The sequence below is a fragment of the Paraburkholderia sp. genome, from assembly GCF_035501035.1.
Lineage (GTDB): Bacteria > Pseudomonadota > Gammaproteobacteria > Burkholderiales > Burkholderiaceae > Paraburkholderia.
Window position 1 is genome coordinate 1 of sequence record NZ_DATJWR010000473.1, and the last position, 15,960, is coordinate 15,960.

Consider the following 15,960-nt stretch of genomic DNA (forward strand, 5'->3'; position numbering starts at 1 on the left):
GTACGAGACGATCACGCCGATCTTCGAATCCACGAGATTGCCGTCGCCGTAGGGAATCATCGCGGCGAGCCGGAACAGGCCGACCACCAGCAGAATCGGCGAGAGCATCTGCGTGACCAGCAGGAACTGGCGGTACACGCCGCGTCCGCGAAACGGAAAGCGCGCGAGTGCATACGCGGCGGGCAAGCTCACGGCAAGCGCCAGTGCCGTCGACAGGAACGAAATGACGATGCTGTTGCGCAGCGCCACGCCGAAGTTCGCGGCCTGCCACATATCGACGTAATTTTCCCAGCGCCAATGCTGCGGCAACCAGCGCGCCGGATAGACAAACACTTCGTTGGCCGGTTTGAACGAGGTGAAGAACATCACCGCGAACGGGAACAGCACGGCGATAACCAGCGGCGAAAGCGCGAGCCAGCACCAGAGCGAGCGTTTGAGCTTGCGGTTCATGCGAGGTCTCCTTCTGCGCCGCCGCGTTTCGCCTGCACGCGCAGATAGGCGACGGAAAACGCGAACAGGATCACCAGCATGATGAGCGAGACGGCGGCCGCTTCGCCTGGCCGTCCCAGCCGGAAGCCGAGTTCGTAGAGATAGGTGACGAGGATGTGCGTGCTGTCGTCCGGGCCGCCTTGCGTCATCACCCAGATGATCGGGAACGAGTTGAACACGTAGATCACATTGAGCAGGATCGCCATGTTGATGAACGGCTTGAGCAGCGGCAGCGTGAGCTGGCGGAACTGCTGCCACGCGCTTGCGCCGTCGATGCGCGCGGCTTCGTAGATGTCGCCGGGCACCGAAGAAAGGCCGCCCAGGAAGATCGTGGTGGTGAATGGAATCGACACCAGAATGCCCACGGCAATCTCTACCGGAAACGCGTACTCGGGCGTGGCGAGCCAGTGAATCGGCCCGGCGATCAGGCCGAGCTTCTGCAGCGTGACGTTGACCATGCCGTAGTCGTCGTTGAACGCCCAGCGCCACACCACGGCGGTCATGGTGAGCGAGACGGACCACGGCAGCATGACGATCGTGCGCGCAATGCCGCGGCCGTAGAAGTCCTGATTGAGCACGAGCGCGACCGGCACGGAAATGAGCACCGTGCCCACCACGACGAAGAATGTCCAGATCAGCGTGTTCCTTAACGCGCTCATGAACACCGGGTCGCCGAACACGTTATAGAAGTTCTGCAGACCGCTGAAGTCGCGGATCTGCCCGAAGCGCGATACATCGTGCAGCGACTGGTACACGATGTTGAAGATCGGATAGCTGATGATGAAGAGCGCGAGCACGAGACTCGGCACGATCAGGAGCCAGGGTGCGCGGGGCGCGGAAACGGCGCGAGGTGGGCGGCTCATGCGGGTTCGTACGCGTGTTCGGTCGGGGGCTTCGCCGGCCGGCGGAGCGGCGGGCGAGGGCTTCAGGGGACCCGTGGTCATGTCGAATCGTCAGTGCTTCGAAACATCGGTTCCCGGGCGAACCGGCGCGCGTCCGTGAGTTCGGGCGCGCGCCGGTCATGCCTTCAGGGCGTGGCTAATCAGCCAGATTCGCAACCAAGTCGCAGCCAGCTTACTTGCCGAGCGACTTGTTCGCTTCGGTGGCTGCCTGGTTCAGCGCATCGGCGGGCTTCGCCTTGCCAAGGTAGATCGACTGCATTGCATTGGTCACGGCCTTCGCGGTGTCTTCCCAGCCCGTCACGGTCGGCGCGAACTTCGCGTGCGGCAGCAGCGCGATGAACGCCTTCGTGTCGGGGTCCTGGAACACCGGATCGGTCGCTTCAGCCTTCGTGGTCGGCAGGAAGCCTTCCGTGCTCGTGAACTGCACGCGCGGCTCCTTCGTGAACAGGAAGTCGAGGAACTTCCAGGCGCTCTGCTTCACCTTGGAGTTCTTGAACATCATGATCGAGTCGGTCACCGCGTAGGTGGCGGGCGTCGTGGCCACCGGGATCGGGTCGATGCCGTAGTGGATGTTCGGGGCTTCCTTCTTCAACTGCTTGGCGAGGAACGGCGCCGAGATCATCATCGCCACGCGGCCCTGCTTGAAGAGGTTCTGCACGTCTTCACGGCTGTAGCCCGTCACGCCCGGCTGCGTGAGACCTTCGTCGATCATGCTCTTGTAGAGCGTGGCCGCCTTGATGCCCGCCGGCGAGTTGAACGCTGCCTTGCCGTCCTTGCCCACCACGTCGCCGCCGTGGGTCCACAACGCGTAGTAGTAGTACACGTCGGTTTCAATTTCCTTGCCCTGCAGCCCGAAGCCGGCAATGCCCTTCGCCTTCAGCTTCTTCGAGGCGTCGATCACGTCGTTCCACGTTTTCGGGCCGTTCGGATAGCCAACCGAAGCCAGCATGTCCTTGTTGTAGTAGAGCGCGCGCGCCGAAGCGGCGATCGGCAGGCCGTAGATCTTGCCGTTGATCTCACCGGGCGCGAGGAACGGGCCGATGAAGCGGGCCTTGAAGTTCGCGTCCATGTAGGGATCGAGCGGCTCGGCAATGTCGTCCTTCACGAAGTCGAGAAGCCAGCGCGTGCCGATGATCGCGAGGTCGGCGTTGGCGCCGCCCGAGATGTCCGTTTGCAGCTTCTGCTGCAGCGAGTCCCAGTTCACGTCTTCGATCTTGATCGTGATGCCGGGGTTGGCGGCCTCGAACTGCTTGGCCATCTTCTCGAAGTACGGCGCAGTGGCGTCGCTGTAGTGGGCGACAGTCACGCGGACCGTGTCGGCGTGCGCCGCGACGGTGATCCCCGCGAACGCGAGCGCGACGGCTAGCTTGCCGAGCATGGTGGTTGCACGTGCCTGAAACGACATTCTTTCTCTCCTAGGTGGTTTTTCCTGCTTATGCCGCCGCCGTCACCCCGGCCGCTGGGTTGCGTTGTTTGAAAAAATCCTACAGGATGAAAAAAGCGTTGTCACCTGGGAATCTCGATATTGTTTTCCGGGCCGGATTTTGCCTAACATGCTGTAAAACAGGGGGAATTCATGCACTGCAGCAGTGCGGAGCGGTACGTGTAAACCCGTATCGGGCGGCACGCGCGTCTATCGTATGTAGGAAACTTTCAGGTTTGCCGGCGAGGCCGGCGGACCGCACGGAGAGTCGACATGAGCCGGGTGGTGCTGGTGACGGGCGCGTGCGGCGGCATAGGCCGCGCGCTGTGCAAGCGGTTTCTCGCGGCGGGCGACACGGTGCTCGCAGTCGATCGCGAAGCGGCGGGCGTCGAGGCGCTCGCCGCCGAATTCGGGGCGGCGCGGCTCGAACCGCTCGCCGCCGACGTGAGCGATCAGGCCGCCGTGAGCGATGCCGTGGCACGCGGCGTGGCCGCGCGCGGACCCGTGGACGTGGCGGTGGTGAACGCAGGCGGCGCGCTCGGCACGACGCTCGCGCGCACCGACGCCGCGAGCTGGCGGCGCGACGTGGACCTGAACCTGAACGGCGCGTACTACACGGTCGAAGCCGTGCGCGCCTCGATGATCGAACGTGGGCGCGGCGCGCTCGTGCTGATCGGTTCCGTGAACGGGCTCACCTCGCTCGGCCATCCCGCGTACAGCGCGGCCAAGGCGGCCCTCGTGAGCTACACGAAGGCGCTGGCGATGGAGCTGGGGCCACACGGCATTCGCGCGAACATCGTCTGCCCCGGCACCGTGAAGACGCCTGCGTGGCGCACGCGTGTCGAGCAGCATCCGCAGATCTTCGAAGAACTAAAGAAATGGTACCCGCTCGGCGACGTGGCCGAGCCCGAGGACATCGCCGACGCCGTGCAGTTTCTCGCCTCGCCGCAGGCGCGCGTGATCACGGGCGTCGCGCTTCCGGTGGATGCGGGCCTCATGGCGGGCAACCGGCTCATGGCGAACGAACTCACGCTCGATCCGTTCTGAGGCACGGAAAAGTACCGACGAGTACCGAAAAATACGCGAGCAGGGCACGCGAGCAGGCACGAAAACACACGCACGGCAGCGACAACGGCAAACGAGGACAGCATGGCAGCGGTACAACTTAACGGCATCTACAAGCGCTACGGCGACACGCAGGTCGTGCACGGCGTCGATCTCGAGATCGAAGACGGCGAATTCGTCGTGCTGGTCGGCCCATCGGGCTGCGGCAAGACCACGTTGATGCGCATGATCGCGGGTCTCGAAGACATCAGCGGCGGCGACCTCACCATCGGCGGCACGCGCGCGAATGCGCTCCCGCCGCAGCAGCGCAATGTTTCGATGGTGTTCCAGAGCTACGCGCTCTACCCGCATCTCTCGGTGTACGACAACATCGCGTTCGGCCCGCGCATTCGCAAGGAGCGCGAGGAGGCGTTCAAGCCGCGCATCGAGGCCGCCGCGAAAATGCTGAACCTGTCGAGCTATCTCGAACGCCTGCCGCGCGCGCTCTCGGGGGGCCAGCGTCAGCGCGTGGCCATGGGCCGCGCCGTGGTGCGCGAGCCCGCGCTGTTTCTCTTCGACGAACCGCTCTCGAACCTCGACGCCAAGCTGCGCGTGCAGATGCGCACCGAAATCAAGGCGCTCCACCAGCGCCTTCGCAATACGGTGGTGTACGTCACGCACGACCAGATCGAGGCGATGACGATGGCCGACCGCATCGTGGTGATGAACGCGGGACGCATCGAGCAGATCGGCCGGCCGCTCGATCTCTACGACAAGCCGGCGAACCTGTTCGTCGCGAGCTTCCTCGGCTCGCCTTCGATGAATTTTGCCGAAGGCACGGTGATGAGCGATGCGCGCGGCACGGCGCTCGTGCTCGACGACGGCGTGCGCATCGCGCTGCCCGAAGGCCGGGCGGCCGCGGGTGCGCGCGTGACGCTGGGCGTGCGGCCCGAGCACATCGAAGCGGTCGGCGACGTGCCGTTCAACGTCGAGGTGATCGAGCCGACTGGCGCGGAGACCCACTTGTACGGGAAAATAGGCGGCACGACATGGTGCGTCACGACGCGCGCGCGCCCGGACATAACGCCGGGCCAGCGCATGACGCTCGGTTTGCCTCTCGCGCACCTGCATCTGTTCGATACCGAAAGCGGCAAGCGGCTCGATTGAAGCGGAAGCTCGCACATCGATTCTGGATAGCGGGCGCCTCGTACCTTCCACGGGAAAAACAGCTTGCCGGTCTCCAATCTGATCCATCACATCCGCAACGTCGCGGAGTCGCTGCGTCCCGCCGAGCGCAAGGTCGCGGAGATGGTGCTCGCCGACATCGACTTCGCGATGCGCGCGAGCATCACCGAGCTTGCCTTGCGCGCGGACGTATCCGAGCCTTCCGTCACGCGATTTTGCCGCGCGGTGGGTGCGCACGGCCTGCGCGACTTCAAGATGCGCCTCGCGCAGAGCGCGGCGGGCAACGTGCCCTTCGCGCTCGCCACGGAGATGACGGGCGGCGAGGCTGGCGGCGCGCAGTGGGCCGGTGAAGTCGGCACGCTGCTCGACAAGGTGACCGAGTCGGTCGTGCAGGGCGTGACGCATGCCCGCGCCTCGCTCGACACCGCGGTGTTCGAGGCGGCGGTGGCAGCGCTCGGCAGCGCGCGGCGCGTGTACTTTTTCGGCGTGGGGGCGGGTTCGGGGCTTGTTGCGCAGGATGCGGCGCTGCGCATGCTGCGGCTCGACATTGCCGCGAGCGCGTTCACCGATGCGCACTTGCAGCGCCTTTACGCGGGGCTGCTCGAACCGGGCGACGTGGCGTTCGCGATCTCGCAGTCGGGGCGCAGCGTGGAGGTGAACGAGAGTATCCAGATCGCGAAGGAGCGCGGCGCAACCACCATCGCGCTCACGAGCGCGGGCTCGCGCCTCGCGTGGGTGGTGGATATTCCGCTGTTGCTGCGCGTGCCGGCGGCAGCGGACCCGCATGCACCGGCCGTCGTGCGCATCGCGCATCTCGCGGTGCTCGATGCGCTGGCGCTAGGCGTTTCGCTTGGGCTCGGGCCCAAGGCGCTCGCCAAGATGCGCGACGCGCAGGCGCGCAGCGATGGGGCCGCGGACGACGCTTCCGCAATCAGCCCGCCGCCCGAAGACGGGCGTTGAACCTCAGCCGCTGCCGCGCCGGCGCGGTATGAGCGTCGCCGGCGTCGTGTGCGGCATCGTCTCGAACGCTCGTCCTTCCTGAACCTTTGCGGAGTCGATCGCCAGTTCGATCGCGGCCGCATCTTCGGCCGAATCCGTCCACCGACTACAGCACCGCCGCCGCCGCACCTTCCATATAGCCGAAGCGCCGCGAAAGTCGCTCCGCCGCCGCGATCAGCAGTTGCGCCGCCGTGCCTTCGCGTGCGATGTCGAGGCTGCCCGTGGGGCCCATCACCGCGAGCACGAGACACACGCTGCCCGTGTGGTCGAACACGGGCGCGGCCACGGTGCTGATACCGGGGATCGGCTTGTCGAGGGCCGTGTCCACACCCTGCGCGCGGATGGCGGCAAGGCGCGCGAGGTAGTCGTGCGTGGCGCCCTCGCGCGGCTTCGCGCCCGCGAGCCGCAATTCGTCCTGCGCGAGCAGCGCCGCGCGCACGTCGGCGTCGACCCACGCGGCGAGCACACGCCCGATCGCCGTGTTCACGAGCGACATCACCGTGCCGGGGCGCAGGCTCACGTGCAGCGGCAGCGCGGATTCTTCGAGCCGCACGACCGTCGGGCCGAGCGGCCCCGGCACCGCGAGCGCAACGCTCATGGCGGTGGCGGCGGCGAGGCCGACCACTTCGGCGTCGGCTTCGCGTACGGGAGAGAGGCGCGCAAGACCGATCAGCCCCAGTTCGAGACTCAGCGGCCCGGCTTCGTAGCGGCCCACCGCGTCGCGCGAGAGCAGGCCGATCTTCTGCAGACTCACGAGGTGCGGAAACGCCTTGGCGGGCGCCATGCCGGCCGCCAAGGCGAGGTCGCGCAGCGCGAGAGGCGTGCCCGCCGCCACGAGCGCCGCGAGCAGGTCGCCCGTGATGTCGAGGGACTGGATGCCGCGCTGCGGCTTGTCGGTGGCATCGGTGGCAACGGTGGCTGCGACGCTTTCGCTGGCGGCTTGCGTTGCGCCGGCGCGCGGGGGCGTGGGGCTTACTCGGGGCATGTCGGTGTCGAGGGAAAAGCGGCCGCGGCGATTTCAGCGGCGGTGTCGCGCAGCGCGCGCACGACCGCGCCGTTCGGGCGCACGTCGAGCGCGCCGCTTGCGCCGATGGCGGTGAGCGTGAGGCTCAGCTCGCGTTGCGGCCCGAACACGGGCACGCAGACACTGCTGACGCCGGGCGTGGGCGCGTCGATGCCGCGCTCGTAACCGCGCTCGCGGATTGCGTCGAGGGTTTCGACGAAGGCGGCTTCGGGCGCGGGCGGCGCTGCGGGTTCCTGCGCCGCGCTCCCGGCGCCGAGCGCGTTGCGCGCACCGCTCCACCCGGGCTGCGCGGTTTGCCGCGCCCACATGTCCTCCCGCGCGGGCTGCGCGAGGAACGCGCAAAACACGCGGCCCGTGGAGGTGGCCCGCAGCGACATCACCGTGCCCACGTGCAGGTTCACGTGCAGCGGCAGGCTGGCGTGCTCGTAGCGCACGATGGTCGGCCCCTGCGGCCCGGCGATACACAGCGCGACGCTGCAGTTCAGCGATTGCGCGAGCGCGGCCGCGCGCGGCACGGCCTCGCGCAGCGCGGGCTGCTGCGCGAGATGCAGCAAGCCGAGGCGCAGCGCGAGCGGGCCGGGCTCATAGCGCCCTGAAAGCGCGTCGCGCTTGATGAGCCCGAGGCGCGTGAGGCTCACGAGATAGGCGTGCGCCTGGCTCGCCGGAATGTCGCCGCTCGCCGCGAGATCGGTGGGCGCAAGCGGCGCGCGCGCGTCGGCCAGCGCGCGCAACAGGCGGCCGCCCACTTCCACGCTCTGGATGCCGCGCTGCGTGCGGCCCGGCGCCGCGCCGCCCTCGGGCGCGGATGCGGCGCTGTCGTTGCGACGTCTCATTGGCGCTTTTCTCTGGCTGAAAAAGGGTCCATGTTAACTGAACGGCGGCACGCGATGGCAGTGGATACGCCACCTTTCCGCCATGCAGCGTGGCCTGTCAAGAAATTAACGTATAACAATGTAATTCGCTATTGACAAATAAAAACCGGGAAGCCTATGATGGCCTCACCTCGGCATAACAGTGGTTCAGCTACATTCCAGACGGGGCGAGACAACGAGGCTGGCGCAACCGCGCCAGGCCTGCCCGCGCTTCGCCCCGCCCGCCCTCAATACGGAGACTCACCATGGCAAAGGCGTTCGCATCGCAGGCCGACCTCGAAGAAAAGAAGATCACCTTCACGCAGCTCTCGGAAAACGCGTACGCGTACACCGCGGAAGGCGACCCGAACTCGGGCGTCATCATCGGCGACGACGGCGTTTTGATCGTCGACACGACGGCCACGCCCGCCATGGCGCAGGACCTCATCGCCAAGATCCGCACCATCACCGACAAGCCCATCAAATACGTCGTGCTCTCGCACTATCACGCGGTGCGCGTGCTCGGCGCTTCGGCGTATTTCGAGGAAGGCGCGCAGCAGATCATCGCGAGCCGCGGTACGTATGAAATGATCGTCGAGCGCGGCGAAGCCGACATGAAGTCGGAAATCGAGCGCTTTCCGCGCCTCTTCGCGGGCGTCGAGACGGTGCCGGGCCTCACGTGGCCCACGCTCGTGTTCGAGAAGGAAATCACGCTGTTCCTCGGCAAGCTCGAAGTGAAGATCGCGCACCTCGGCGCGGGCCACACGAAGGGGGACACCGTGGTGTGGCTGCCCTCGCAGAAGGTGCTGTTCTCGGGCGACCTCGTCGAATACGACGCCGCCTGCTACTGCGGCGACGCGCAACTCGCCGAATGGCCCGCCACGCTCGAAGCGCTGCGCGCGCTGCAGGCCGAAAAGCTCGTGCCGGGCCGCGGCCCCGCGCTGCTCAACCCCGCCGATGTCAACAAGGGTCTCGACTACACGAAGGACTTCGTGACGACGCTGCTCGCGCAAGGCCGCGCCGCCGTCGAGCAGAAGCTCGACCTGAAGGGCGCCATGGCACTCACGCGCGAGGCGATGGACCCGAAGTTCGGCCACGTGTTCATCTACGAGCACTGCCTGCCGTTCGACGTGACGCGCGCATTCGACGAGGCGAGCGGCATTACGCATCCGCGCATCTGGACGGCGCAGCGCGACAAGGAGATGTGGGACGCGCTGCAGGATTGAGGTACTGCTCGGGTTGATTTGGTGCCTTGCCTGGGATCGCAGTCAAGCGCTAGTGCGCCAACTGCGTGCGACAGCGGCATGGGACCGGAGTAAGCGCTTTGCAAGGGACCGGAGTAAGTGCTGAAGCACCAATTCCGGTCGACAGTTAAAGCACCAACTCCGGTCGACAGGAGACAAGAATGATCGACTATCAGACGCTGACCTTCGACTACGCGCGATGCAGCGAACAAACCCCGGACGCGCCAGCCAGCGTGCGTCCGGTCGTGGTGGTCGGCGCGGGCCCGGTGGGCCTCGCGACGGCCATCGACCTCGCGCGGCAAGGCGTGCAGGTGGTGCTAGTGGACGACGACTGCACGCTTTCCACGGGCTCGCGCGCCATCTGTTTTTCCAAGCGCTCGCTCGACATCTTCGACCGCCTCGGCTGCGGCGAGCGCATGGTCGAGAAGGGCGTGAGCTGGAACGTGGGCAAGGTGTTCCGCAAGAACGAGCTCGTCTACACGTTCAACCTGCTGCCCGAAAGCGGTCATCACCGGCCCGCCTTCATCAATCTTCAGCAGTACTATGTTGAGGGCTTTCTGCTCGAACGCGCGCAGGAATTGCCCAACCTCGAAATCCGCTGGAAGAACAAGGTGACGGGCGCGGAGCAGCGCGGCACGCCAGGCGCCGCCGATGCGCATGTCGCGCTCGAAATCGAAACGCCCGACGGTCCCTACACGCTGCTCGCGCGCTACGTGGTGGCCGCGGACGGCTCGCGCAGCCCGCTGCGCAAGCTGCTTGGCCTCGACAGCCACGGCCGCACTTTCAAGGACCGCTTCCTGATCGCCGACGTGAAAATGGAAGCCGACTTCCCGACCGAACGCTGGTTCTGGTTCGATCCGCCGTTCCACCCGAACCAGTCGGTGCTGCTGCATCGCCAGCCCGACAACGTGTGGCGTATCGACTTCCAGCTCGGCTGGGACGCGGACCCCGTGGTCGAAAAAACGCCCGAGCGCGTGATTCCGCGTGTGCGTGCGCTGCTCGGCCCCGACGTGAACTTCGAGCTGGAATGGGTGAGCATCTACACGTTCTCGTGTCTGCGCATGGACAGCTTTCGGCACGGCAACGTGTTGTTCGCGGGCGACTCCGCGCACCTCGTTTCGCCGTTCGGCGCGCGCGGTGCGAACAGCGGCTTCCAGGACGGCGAGAACCTCGCGTGGAAGCTCGCGATGGTGCTCGAGAACCACGCGCCCGACACGCTGCTGGACACTTACGCGAGCGAGCGCGAATACGCCGCCGACGAGAACATCCGCAACTCCACGCGTTCGACCGACTTCATCACGCCGAAGAGCGCGGTGAGCCGCGTGTTCCGCGACGCCGCGCTGACGCTCGCCCGCGAGCATCCGTTCGCGCGGCAACTGGTGAACAGCGGCCGGCTTTCCGTGCCGGCGGTGCTGCGCGAATCGACGTTGAACACGCCCGATGAAGATGCGTTCAGCGGCCAGATGGAGCCGGGCGCTTCGTGTGCGGATGCGCCGGTGCTCGACGCGGCAGGCCACGAGAGCTGGCTGCTCGCGCATCTCGGCGACCAGTTCGCGGGCCTCGTGTTCAGCCGCGCGGGCTCGGCGCTCGATACGTCGACGCTCGACACATTGCAGGCACTCTCACGCGCGCCGGTGCCGCTCAAATTCGTCGTGATGCTCGACGGCGACGCGGCGGTGCCCGCGGGCCTGCCTGCCTCGACGGTGGTGCTGCGCGATGTGCAAGGGTTGGCGGCGCAGCGCTACGGCGCGCAGGACGGCGCGTTCTATCTGATCCGCCCTGACCAGCATGTGTGCGCACGCTGGCGGCGCGCGGACGCCGCGCGCGTGGAGAACGCGCTCAAGCGGGCGCTGTGCGTGCAAGGCACGGCGTGAAGCGGACATCGATACCGGACAAGAAATTGCATGGGACTGGAGACACCGATGCTGAACACCCAACCGAATCTGGCGAGGCCAGATGACTTCTACGAAGCGCTGATCGACATGCATCGCGACCTCGACGAGGCGCAAAGCCAGTCGGTCAACGCGCAATTGATCCTGTTGCTCGCGAATCACGTGGGCGAACACGAAACACTGATGCAAGCGATCCGCTTCGCGCGCGCAGGCGTGAGCGAGCCGGAAAGCCACGGCGCGACGGGAAAGCTTGCGGCTTGAAAGGGTGCATGAAGAGGTAAATGCGCGTGCGGTGGCGCAATCTGCGCCGCCGCCATTTGCCGCAAGCGACGAAGCAAGCAGAAAAGAAGCGAAGTGCATTCACGTAGCGCGTTTCGTCGCTCAATGCAGTTTTCAGCCATTTTTCCGGCACTTTGCGCACGCGCAACCGTTTGCGTCAGCAAAACAGGCGTCGCGCGCCTGTGCACGTGCTCGCGGCACTGGCTTTCGTCATACTTTCCGCGCATGTCGCAACATGCAAACTGATTCAAGAACCCCCGTGGAAACGCCGTAAACGCGGCACGTAGGACTTACTTCGCTGCTGCACGAGCGAGAAAGACGCGTACGTGCAATCGAATCGATTTCCGGGGAAAGAACTTGAATCGCAGTCAAACATGGTCGCGCACGGCGGCGCCGGGCGAGATCATCTATTCGGAAGGCTTTGCAGGAGAGCGGTTGATCTTCGTGATCGCCGACGGCAAGGTTGAAATATCCACCCGCTGCGACGACAAGAAAGTCGTGATGGCGACGCTGGGCCGAGGCGAGTTTTTCGGCGAGACCGCGTTGCTCGGCGCCGAGCCGCGCCCGAACACCGCGAAGGCACTCAGCTTCTGCCAGTTGACGGTCGTGCCGGCCAGCCTCATCGAAGAGGAACTCGAGCGCGTCACGCCGCTGCTGCGCCATGTCGTGCGCACGCTGACACGGCGCGTGAAGGCGAAAGACGATCTGCTCGCCACGTATACGCACGCGGACTTCATGCCGGGCGTGCTTTCGTACGCGCACGTGCTTGCGCTGATCGCGGGCGCCACCGAACGCGCCGATAGCGGCGACACCTGGTCGCGGCACGGCACGGCCACAGGAGAGGTGAGCGTGCCGCTCGCCGACGTCGTGCAGAAGTGCCGCGCAGTGGCCGGCCATTCGCGCCCGCATGTGATGGCCATGCTGCGCCGCATGGAGAAGCTCAATCTCGTTGCGATGCAAAGCGGGCAAGCCACGCATCTCGCCAATGGCGCGGCATCGGCTGAAGGGGCGTTGGGCCGCCAGGTGGTGACGTTCGATCCCGTGCGCATCGTGGATCGCGCGGCGCAGGTGGCGGACCACGATCTCGACGTGTCGATCAACAGCGAACTCGAACTGATCGAGCTGGCCGATCTCGAAACGCTGATCGGCGTGGAGCGCAACGTCATCCTCAACAAGCTCTCGCATGCCGAAATCGCCGACGAGGTGTTCGCGTTCCGCAAGTCGAAAGTGCTGAACTTCGTCGAGCAAAAGGGCGTGGCGTATTTCTCGAAGCGCACGAACCGCGGCACAGGCGAAATCAAGGCGCTCGACGACCTGCTGTTCGTCGATCAACGCACGTTGTTCGAAGCCGTGAGCACGCTCGATACTTACGATCTCGCGAAACTGCTGGCCTCGATCGAGGACCCGGCAGTGTCCGAACGCCTGCTCTCGGTGATGGCGGACGCGCGCAAGAACGAGGTGTCGTGGGTCATGCGCCGCGACATCAAGATCGATCCCGTGGAAGTCGAGGACATCGAGCAGCGCCTGCTTGAAGCGGCGCGCTCGCTGAAGTCGCCCGGCGCACGCTAAACCACTCTCCCTTACCTCGGCGTCGCCGCAGTCCGGAATCCGGGCCCTGCGGCGTACGCGCGCGCGGTAAGCGGGCACGTACGGATTACACGCGGATTACTCATCCGGAGAAAACGCATGGATTTGCTTACCTTGATCGGCATCGCAGTCGGGGCGCTGGCTGTCGTGGCCGGATTCTCGCTGGAAGGCGGCCACTTCGCCACGCTGCTGCAGCCCGAGGCGCTCGCCATCGTGCTGGGCGGCACGCTCGGCGCGGTGATGATCCAGAACACCTGGGCGCGCTTCTTCGACGCGGTCAAACATTTGCGCACGGCCTTCGTGAAGGCGCCGCGCGTGGACGAAGCGAGCCTCGCCGCCGTGCTGGAATGGGGCGATCAGGCCAAGCTCAACGGCCTGCTCGCGTTCGAGTCGATGGACCCGCAAGGCATTCATCCTTTCGCGCGGCGCGGGCTCGAACTGCTCGCGAGCGGCGTGTCGACGGCCGTGCTCGAAGATGCGCTCAATCGCGAACTCGAAGCGTTCGGCCGCATGCATATGGCGGCGGCGCGCGTGTGGCAGCAGGCAGGCGGATACGCGCCCACGTTCGGCATTCTCGGCTCGGTGCTCGGCCTGATTCAGGTGACGGGCCACCTGATCGAGCCCGCGCAACTCGGGCCTGGCATCGCGGTGGCGTTCGTCGCCACGCTCTACGGCCTGGCTTTCGCGAACCTTGTCTTTTTGCCGCTCCACGGCAAGATGCGCGCACACATCGAAAGCGAACTGCGCCTGCGCAAGCTCTATATGGACGGCCTGCTCGCCATTTCGCGCAAGGAGTCGCCCCATACCATCGCCACGCGTCTTGCGGGCGAAGTGGGCGGTAACGCTGGCGGCCTGCAGGGCGAAGCGCACGTATGGGCGCTGGACAAGACGAGCGCGACCTGACCCGCAACCCGGCCACCCAGCATGCCTATCTATTCCGATAAAGACCTGCCGCTCACGGCTCACCTCGATCACGGCGAGGACGAGGGCGGCGAATCGCATTCCGGTCGCTGGCTCATTTCCTACGCGGATCTGATCACGACCTTGATGGTGTTGTTCCTCGCGCTCTACGCGATGCAACTCGCGAAGAATAAGGAATCCGAAATTCGATCGGCAACGCAACCGGTGAGCACGGCCGCACCCGCGGACAAAGCGCGCGTGGTCGATCAAGCCCTGATTGCCTCATTAGAGGCGCTACGCCAGCGCGGCGAAATCACGATCGTGCCGCAGGCGCGCGGCATCGAGATCGGCATCAACGCGAAGATCCTGTTCAATGCGGGCGACGCCACGCTGCTGCCCGAATCGCTCGGTGTGCTCGGTCGCATCGCCGACGTGCTGCGCGAGGCGCCGGCGGGCAACATACTCGTGGAAGGACACACCGACAGCACCCCCATCTCGAACGCGAAATACGCTTCGAACTGGGAGCTTTCGTCGGCACGGGCGGGCGCGGTGGTGCGCTACCTGGTCGAGCGGGGCATCGAGCCGCACCGGCTCGCCGCCATTGGCCGCGCCGACAACTACCCGCTCGTGGCAGGCAACGACCCCGCAAGCCGTGCACTGAACCGGCGCGTGACGCTGATCGTGCAGCGCTGAACGCGGGGTGTCGCCTTCCTCGAACGGCTAGCCGTATCGCGGCTCAGTGCGCAGCGTCTCCTTCGCGGTGCATGGGCTGCGTCTCCTTCAGGCTCTTGGCGAGCCGCGAAGCCTCCAGGTAGCCGGGGTTCGCGGGCCGCTTCAGATAACGCCCGGCGCCGCGCCGCGCGCGCAGGTCGCCGTCCGCCCACACGAGCTCGCCTTGCGAGACCGTGTGCGTGGCCACGCCGCGCAGCGTCATGCCTTCGAACACGTTGAAGTCGACGTTCTGATGATGCGTCTTCACCGAGATCGTGCGTGTGGCCTGCGGATCCCACACGACGAGATCGGCGTCGGCGCCCACGGCCACCGTGCCCTTGCGCGGGTACAGGTTGAAGATCTGCGCGGCATTGGTCGAGGTGACGCGCACGAACTCATTCGGCGTGAGCCGGCCCGTGTTCACGCCCTGATCCCATAGCACCGCCATGCGGTCCTCCACGCCGCCGCAACCGTTCGGAATCCTTGTGAAATCGTTGCGGCCCATTGCCTTCTGCGAAGCGCAGAACACGCAGTGGTCGGTTGCCGTGGTGTGCAGCAGGCCGCCCTGCAGGCCGCGCCAGAGCGCGTCGCGATGTTCCTTCGTGCGAAACGGCGGGCTCATCACGTGGGCCGCGGCGCGCGTCCAGTCCGGGTCGCGATAAACCGACTCATCGATCACGAGATGCCCGGCCAGCACTTCGCCGAACACGCGCTGTCCCTCGCTGCGCGCGCGCGCAATGGCTTCGAGTGCGTCTTTCGCCGAGACGTGCACGATGTACACCGGCACGCCCAGCACCTGCGCAATGCGGATCGCGCGATTGGCCGCCTCGCCCTCGACCTCGGGAGGGCGCGAAAGCGGGTGCGCTTCGGGCCCCGTGAAGCCGCGCGCGAGCAGTTGCCGTTGCAGCTGGAACACGAGCTCGCCATTTTCCGCGTGCACGGTGGGCAGCGCGCCTAGTTCGAGCGAGCGTGCGAAGCTGTTCACGAGGATCTCGTCGTCGGCCATGATGGCGTTCTTGTACGCCATGAAGTGCTTGAAGCTCGACACGCCGTGTTCGTTCACGAGCAGGCCCATGTCGCGATGCACGCTGTCGTCCCACCACGTCACGGCCACGTGGAAGCCATAGTCGGCCGCCGCTTTTTCGGCCCAGCCGCGCCACTCGCGAAACGCGTCCATGAGCGGCTGCTTCGGGTTCGGAATCACGAAATCGATGATCGACGTCGTCCCGCCCGCCAGGCCCGCCGCCGTGCCCGTGTAGAAGTCGTCGCTCGCCGTCGTGCCCATGAACGGCAGTTCCATGTGCGTGTGCGGGTCGATGCCGCCCGGCATCACCAGCATGCCGCCGGCGTCGACGACCTCGGCACCCGCGGGCGCGTCGATCGAGGGCGCGATCTCGACGATGCTGCCTTGCTCGCACAGCACGTCGGCG

At 66.1% G+C, this 15,960-nt stretch carries 15 protein-coding genes; 9 read left to right on the plus strand and 6 right to left on the minus strand.

Going from position 1 to position 15,960, the window contains the following annotated elements; translation table 11 throughout:
- The 3 genes from VMJ11_RS32785 to VMJ11_RS32795 all read right to left on the minus strand — a co-directional run.
- The coding region (locus VMJ11_RS32785; protein ID WP_414694553.1) for a carbohydrate ABC transporter permease at positions 1–450 on the minus strand (450 nt) is incomplete at its 3' end.
- Complete coding sequence (locus VMJ11_RS32790) at positions 447–1,352, minus strand: sugar ABC transporter permease (RefSeq protein WP_325625240.1); 906 nt, start codon at positions 1,350–1,352, stop codon at positions 447–449. The genes VMJ11_RS32785 and VMJ11_RS32790, both read right to left, overlap by 4 nt.
- Before the next feature lie 211 nt (positions 1,353–1,563).
- The gene (locus VMJ11_RS32795) at positions 1,564–2,796 is read right to left on the minus strand and encodes a sugar ABC transporter substrate-binding protein (protein WP_325625242.1); all 1,233 of its coding nucleotides are present in this window, start codon (positions 2,794–2,796) and stop codon (positions 1,564–1,566) included.
- A 291-nt stretch (positions 2,797–3,087) separates the two neighbouring features.
- Here VMJ11_RS32795 and VMJ11_RS32800 point away from each other — a divergent pair, with 291 nt between their 5' ends.
- The 3 genes from VMJ11_RS32800 (at position 3,088) to VMJ11_RS32810 (ending at position 6,003) form a co-directional block, all read left to right on the plus strand.
- A complete protein-coding gene (locus tag VMJ11_RS32800; RefSeq protein ID WP_325625243.1) occupies positions 3,088–3,861 on the plus strand; it encodes an SDR family oxidoreductase in 774 nt (257 codons plus the stop codon).
- A 102-nt stretch (positions 3,862–3,963) separates the two neighbouring features.
- Complete coding sequence (locus VMJ11_RS32805) at positions 3,964–5,025, plus strand: sn-glycerol-3-phosphate ABC transporter ATP-binding protein UgpC (RefSeq protein ID WP_325625245.1); 1,062 nt, start codon at positions 3,964–3,966, stop codon at positions 5,023–5,025.
- A 63-nt stretch (positions 5,026–5,088) separates the two neighbouring features.
- Positions 5,089–6,003, plus strand: a complete 915-nt coding sequence (locus VMJ11_RS32810; RefSeq protein ID WP_325625246.1) for a MurR/RpiR family transcriptional regulator — start codon at positions 5,089–5,091, stop codon at positions 6,001–6,003.
- A 145-nt stretch (positions 6,004–6,148) separates the two neighbouring features.
- Here VMJ11_RS32810 and VMJ11_RS32815 read toward each other — a convergent pair whose 3' ends face one another.
- A complete protein-coding gene (locus VMJ11_RS32815) occupies positions 6,149–7,027 on the minus strand; it encodes an IclR family transcriptional regulator (RefSeq protein WP_325625248.1) in 879 nt (292 codons plus the stop codon).
- A complete protein-coding gene (locus VMJ11_RS32820) occupies positions 7,015–7,899 on the minus strand; it encodes an IclR family transcriptional regulator (protein WP_325625250.1) in 885 nt (294 codons plus the stop codon). Before VMJ11_RS32820 ends, VMJ11_RS32815 begins: the two co-directional genes overlap by 13 nt.
- Positions 7,900–8,183: 284 nt before the next feature.
- Here VMJ11_RS32820 and VMJ11_RS32825 point away from each other — a divergent pair, with 284 nt between their 5' ends.
- From VMJ11_RS32825 to VMJ11_RS32850, 6 genes are all read left to right on the plus strand, one after another.
- Positions 8,184–9,143, plus strand: a complete 960-nt coding sequence (locus VMJ11_RS32825; RefSeq protein ID WP_325625253.1) for an MBL fold metallo-hydrolase — start codon at positions 8,184–8,186, stop codon at positions 9,141–9,143.
- Between the two features lie 179 nt (positions 9,144–9,322).
- Positions 9,323–11,035 (plus strand): FAD-dependent oxidoreductase, encoded by a 1,713-nt coding sequence (locus VMJ11_RS32830; protein ID WP_325625255.1) that lies wholly within the window; start codon positions 9,323–9,325, stop codon positions 11,033–11,035.
- Between the two features lie 48 nt (positions 11,036–11,083).
- A complete protein-coding gene (locus tag VMJ11_RS32835) occupies positions 11,084–11,314 on the plus strand; it encodes a DUF2783 domain-containing protein (RefSeq protein WP_325625256.1) in 231 nt (76 codons plus the stop codon).
- A gap of 375 nt (positions 11,315–11,689) precedes the next feature.
- On the plus strand, positions 11,690–12,901 hold the full coding sequence (locus VMJ11_RS32840; protein ID WP_325625258.1) for a Crp/Fnr family transcriptional regulator: 1,212 nt from the start codon (positions 11,690–11,692) through the stop codon (positions 12,899–12,901).
- 117 nt (positions 12,902–13,018) lie between these two features.
- Positions 13,019–13,822, plus strand: coding sequence for a flagellar motor protein (locus tag VMJ11_RS32845; protein ID WP_325625259.1), 804 nt, complete (start codon positions 13,019–13,021; stop codon positions 13,820–13,822).
- A gap of 21 nt (positions 13,823–13,843) precedes the next feature.
- Positions 13,844–14,512 (plus strand): OmpA/MotB family protein, encoded by a 669-nt coding sequence (locus tag VMJ11_RS32850; protein WP_325625261.1) that lies wholly within the window; start codon positions 13,844–13,846, stop codon positions 14,510–14,512.
- A 43-nt stretch (positions 14,513–14,555) separates the two neighbouring features.
- On the opposite strand, the gene hydA is transcribed toward VMJ11_RS32850, so the two are convergent.
- Positions 14,556–15,960: dihydropyrimidinase (gene hydA / locus VMJ11_RS32855; RefSeq protein WP_325625262.1), on the minus strand; the 1,405-nt coding region annotated here is incomplete at its 5' end.

What these genes read in the sequence shown, in the direction of transcription:
- VMJ11_RS32790 (WP_325625240.1), bottom strand. Translation starts at nt 1,352, where the DNA reads ATGAGCCGCCCACCTCGCGCCGTTTCCGCGCCCCGCGCACCCTGGCTC.
- VMJ11_RS32795 (WP_325625242.1), bottom strand. Translation starts at nt 2,796, where the DNA reads ATGTCGTTTCAGGCACGTGCAACCACCATGCTCGGCAAGCTAGCCGTC.
- VMJ11_RS32800 (WP_325625243.1), top strand. Translation starts at nt 3,088, where the DNA reads ATGAGCCGGGTGGTGCTGGTGACGGGCGCGTGCGGCGGCATAGGCCGC.
- VMJ11_RS32805 (WP_325625245.1), top strand. Translation starts at nt 3,964, where the DNA reads ATGGCAGCGGTACAACTTAACGGCATCTACAAGCGCTACGGCGACACG.
- VMJ11_RS32815 (WP_325625248.1), bottom strand. Translation starts at nt 7,027, where the DNA reads ATGCCCCGAGTAAGCCCCACGCCCCCGCGCGCCGGCGCAACGCAAGCC.
- VMJ11_RS32820 (WP_325625250.1), bottom strand. Translation starts at nt 7,899, where the DNA reads ATGAGACGTCGCAACGACAGCGCCGCATCCGCGCCCGAGGGCGGCGCG.
- VMJ11_RS32825 (WP_325625253.1), top strand. Translation starts at nt 8,184, where the DNA reads ATGGCAAAGGCGTTCGCATCGCAGGCCGACCTCGAAGAAAAGAAGATC.
- VMJ11_RS32830 (WP_325625255.1), top strand. Translation starts at nt 9,323, where the DNA reads ATGATCGACTATCAGACGCTGACCTTCGACTACGCGCGATGCAGCGAA.
- VMJ11_RS32835 (WP_325625256.1), top strand. Translation starts at nt 11,084, where the DNA reads ATGCTGAACACCCAACCGAATCTGGCGAGGCCAGATGACTTCTACGAA.
- VMJ11_RS32845 (WP_325625259.1), top strand. Translation starts at nt 13,019, where the DNA reads ATGGATTTGCTTACCTTGATCGGCATCGCAGTCGGGGCGCTGGCTGTC.
- VMJ11_RS32850 (WP_325625261.1), top strand. Translation starts at nt 13,844, where the DNA reads ATGCCTATCTATTCCGATAAAGACCTGCCGCTCACGGCTCACCTCGAT.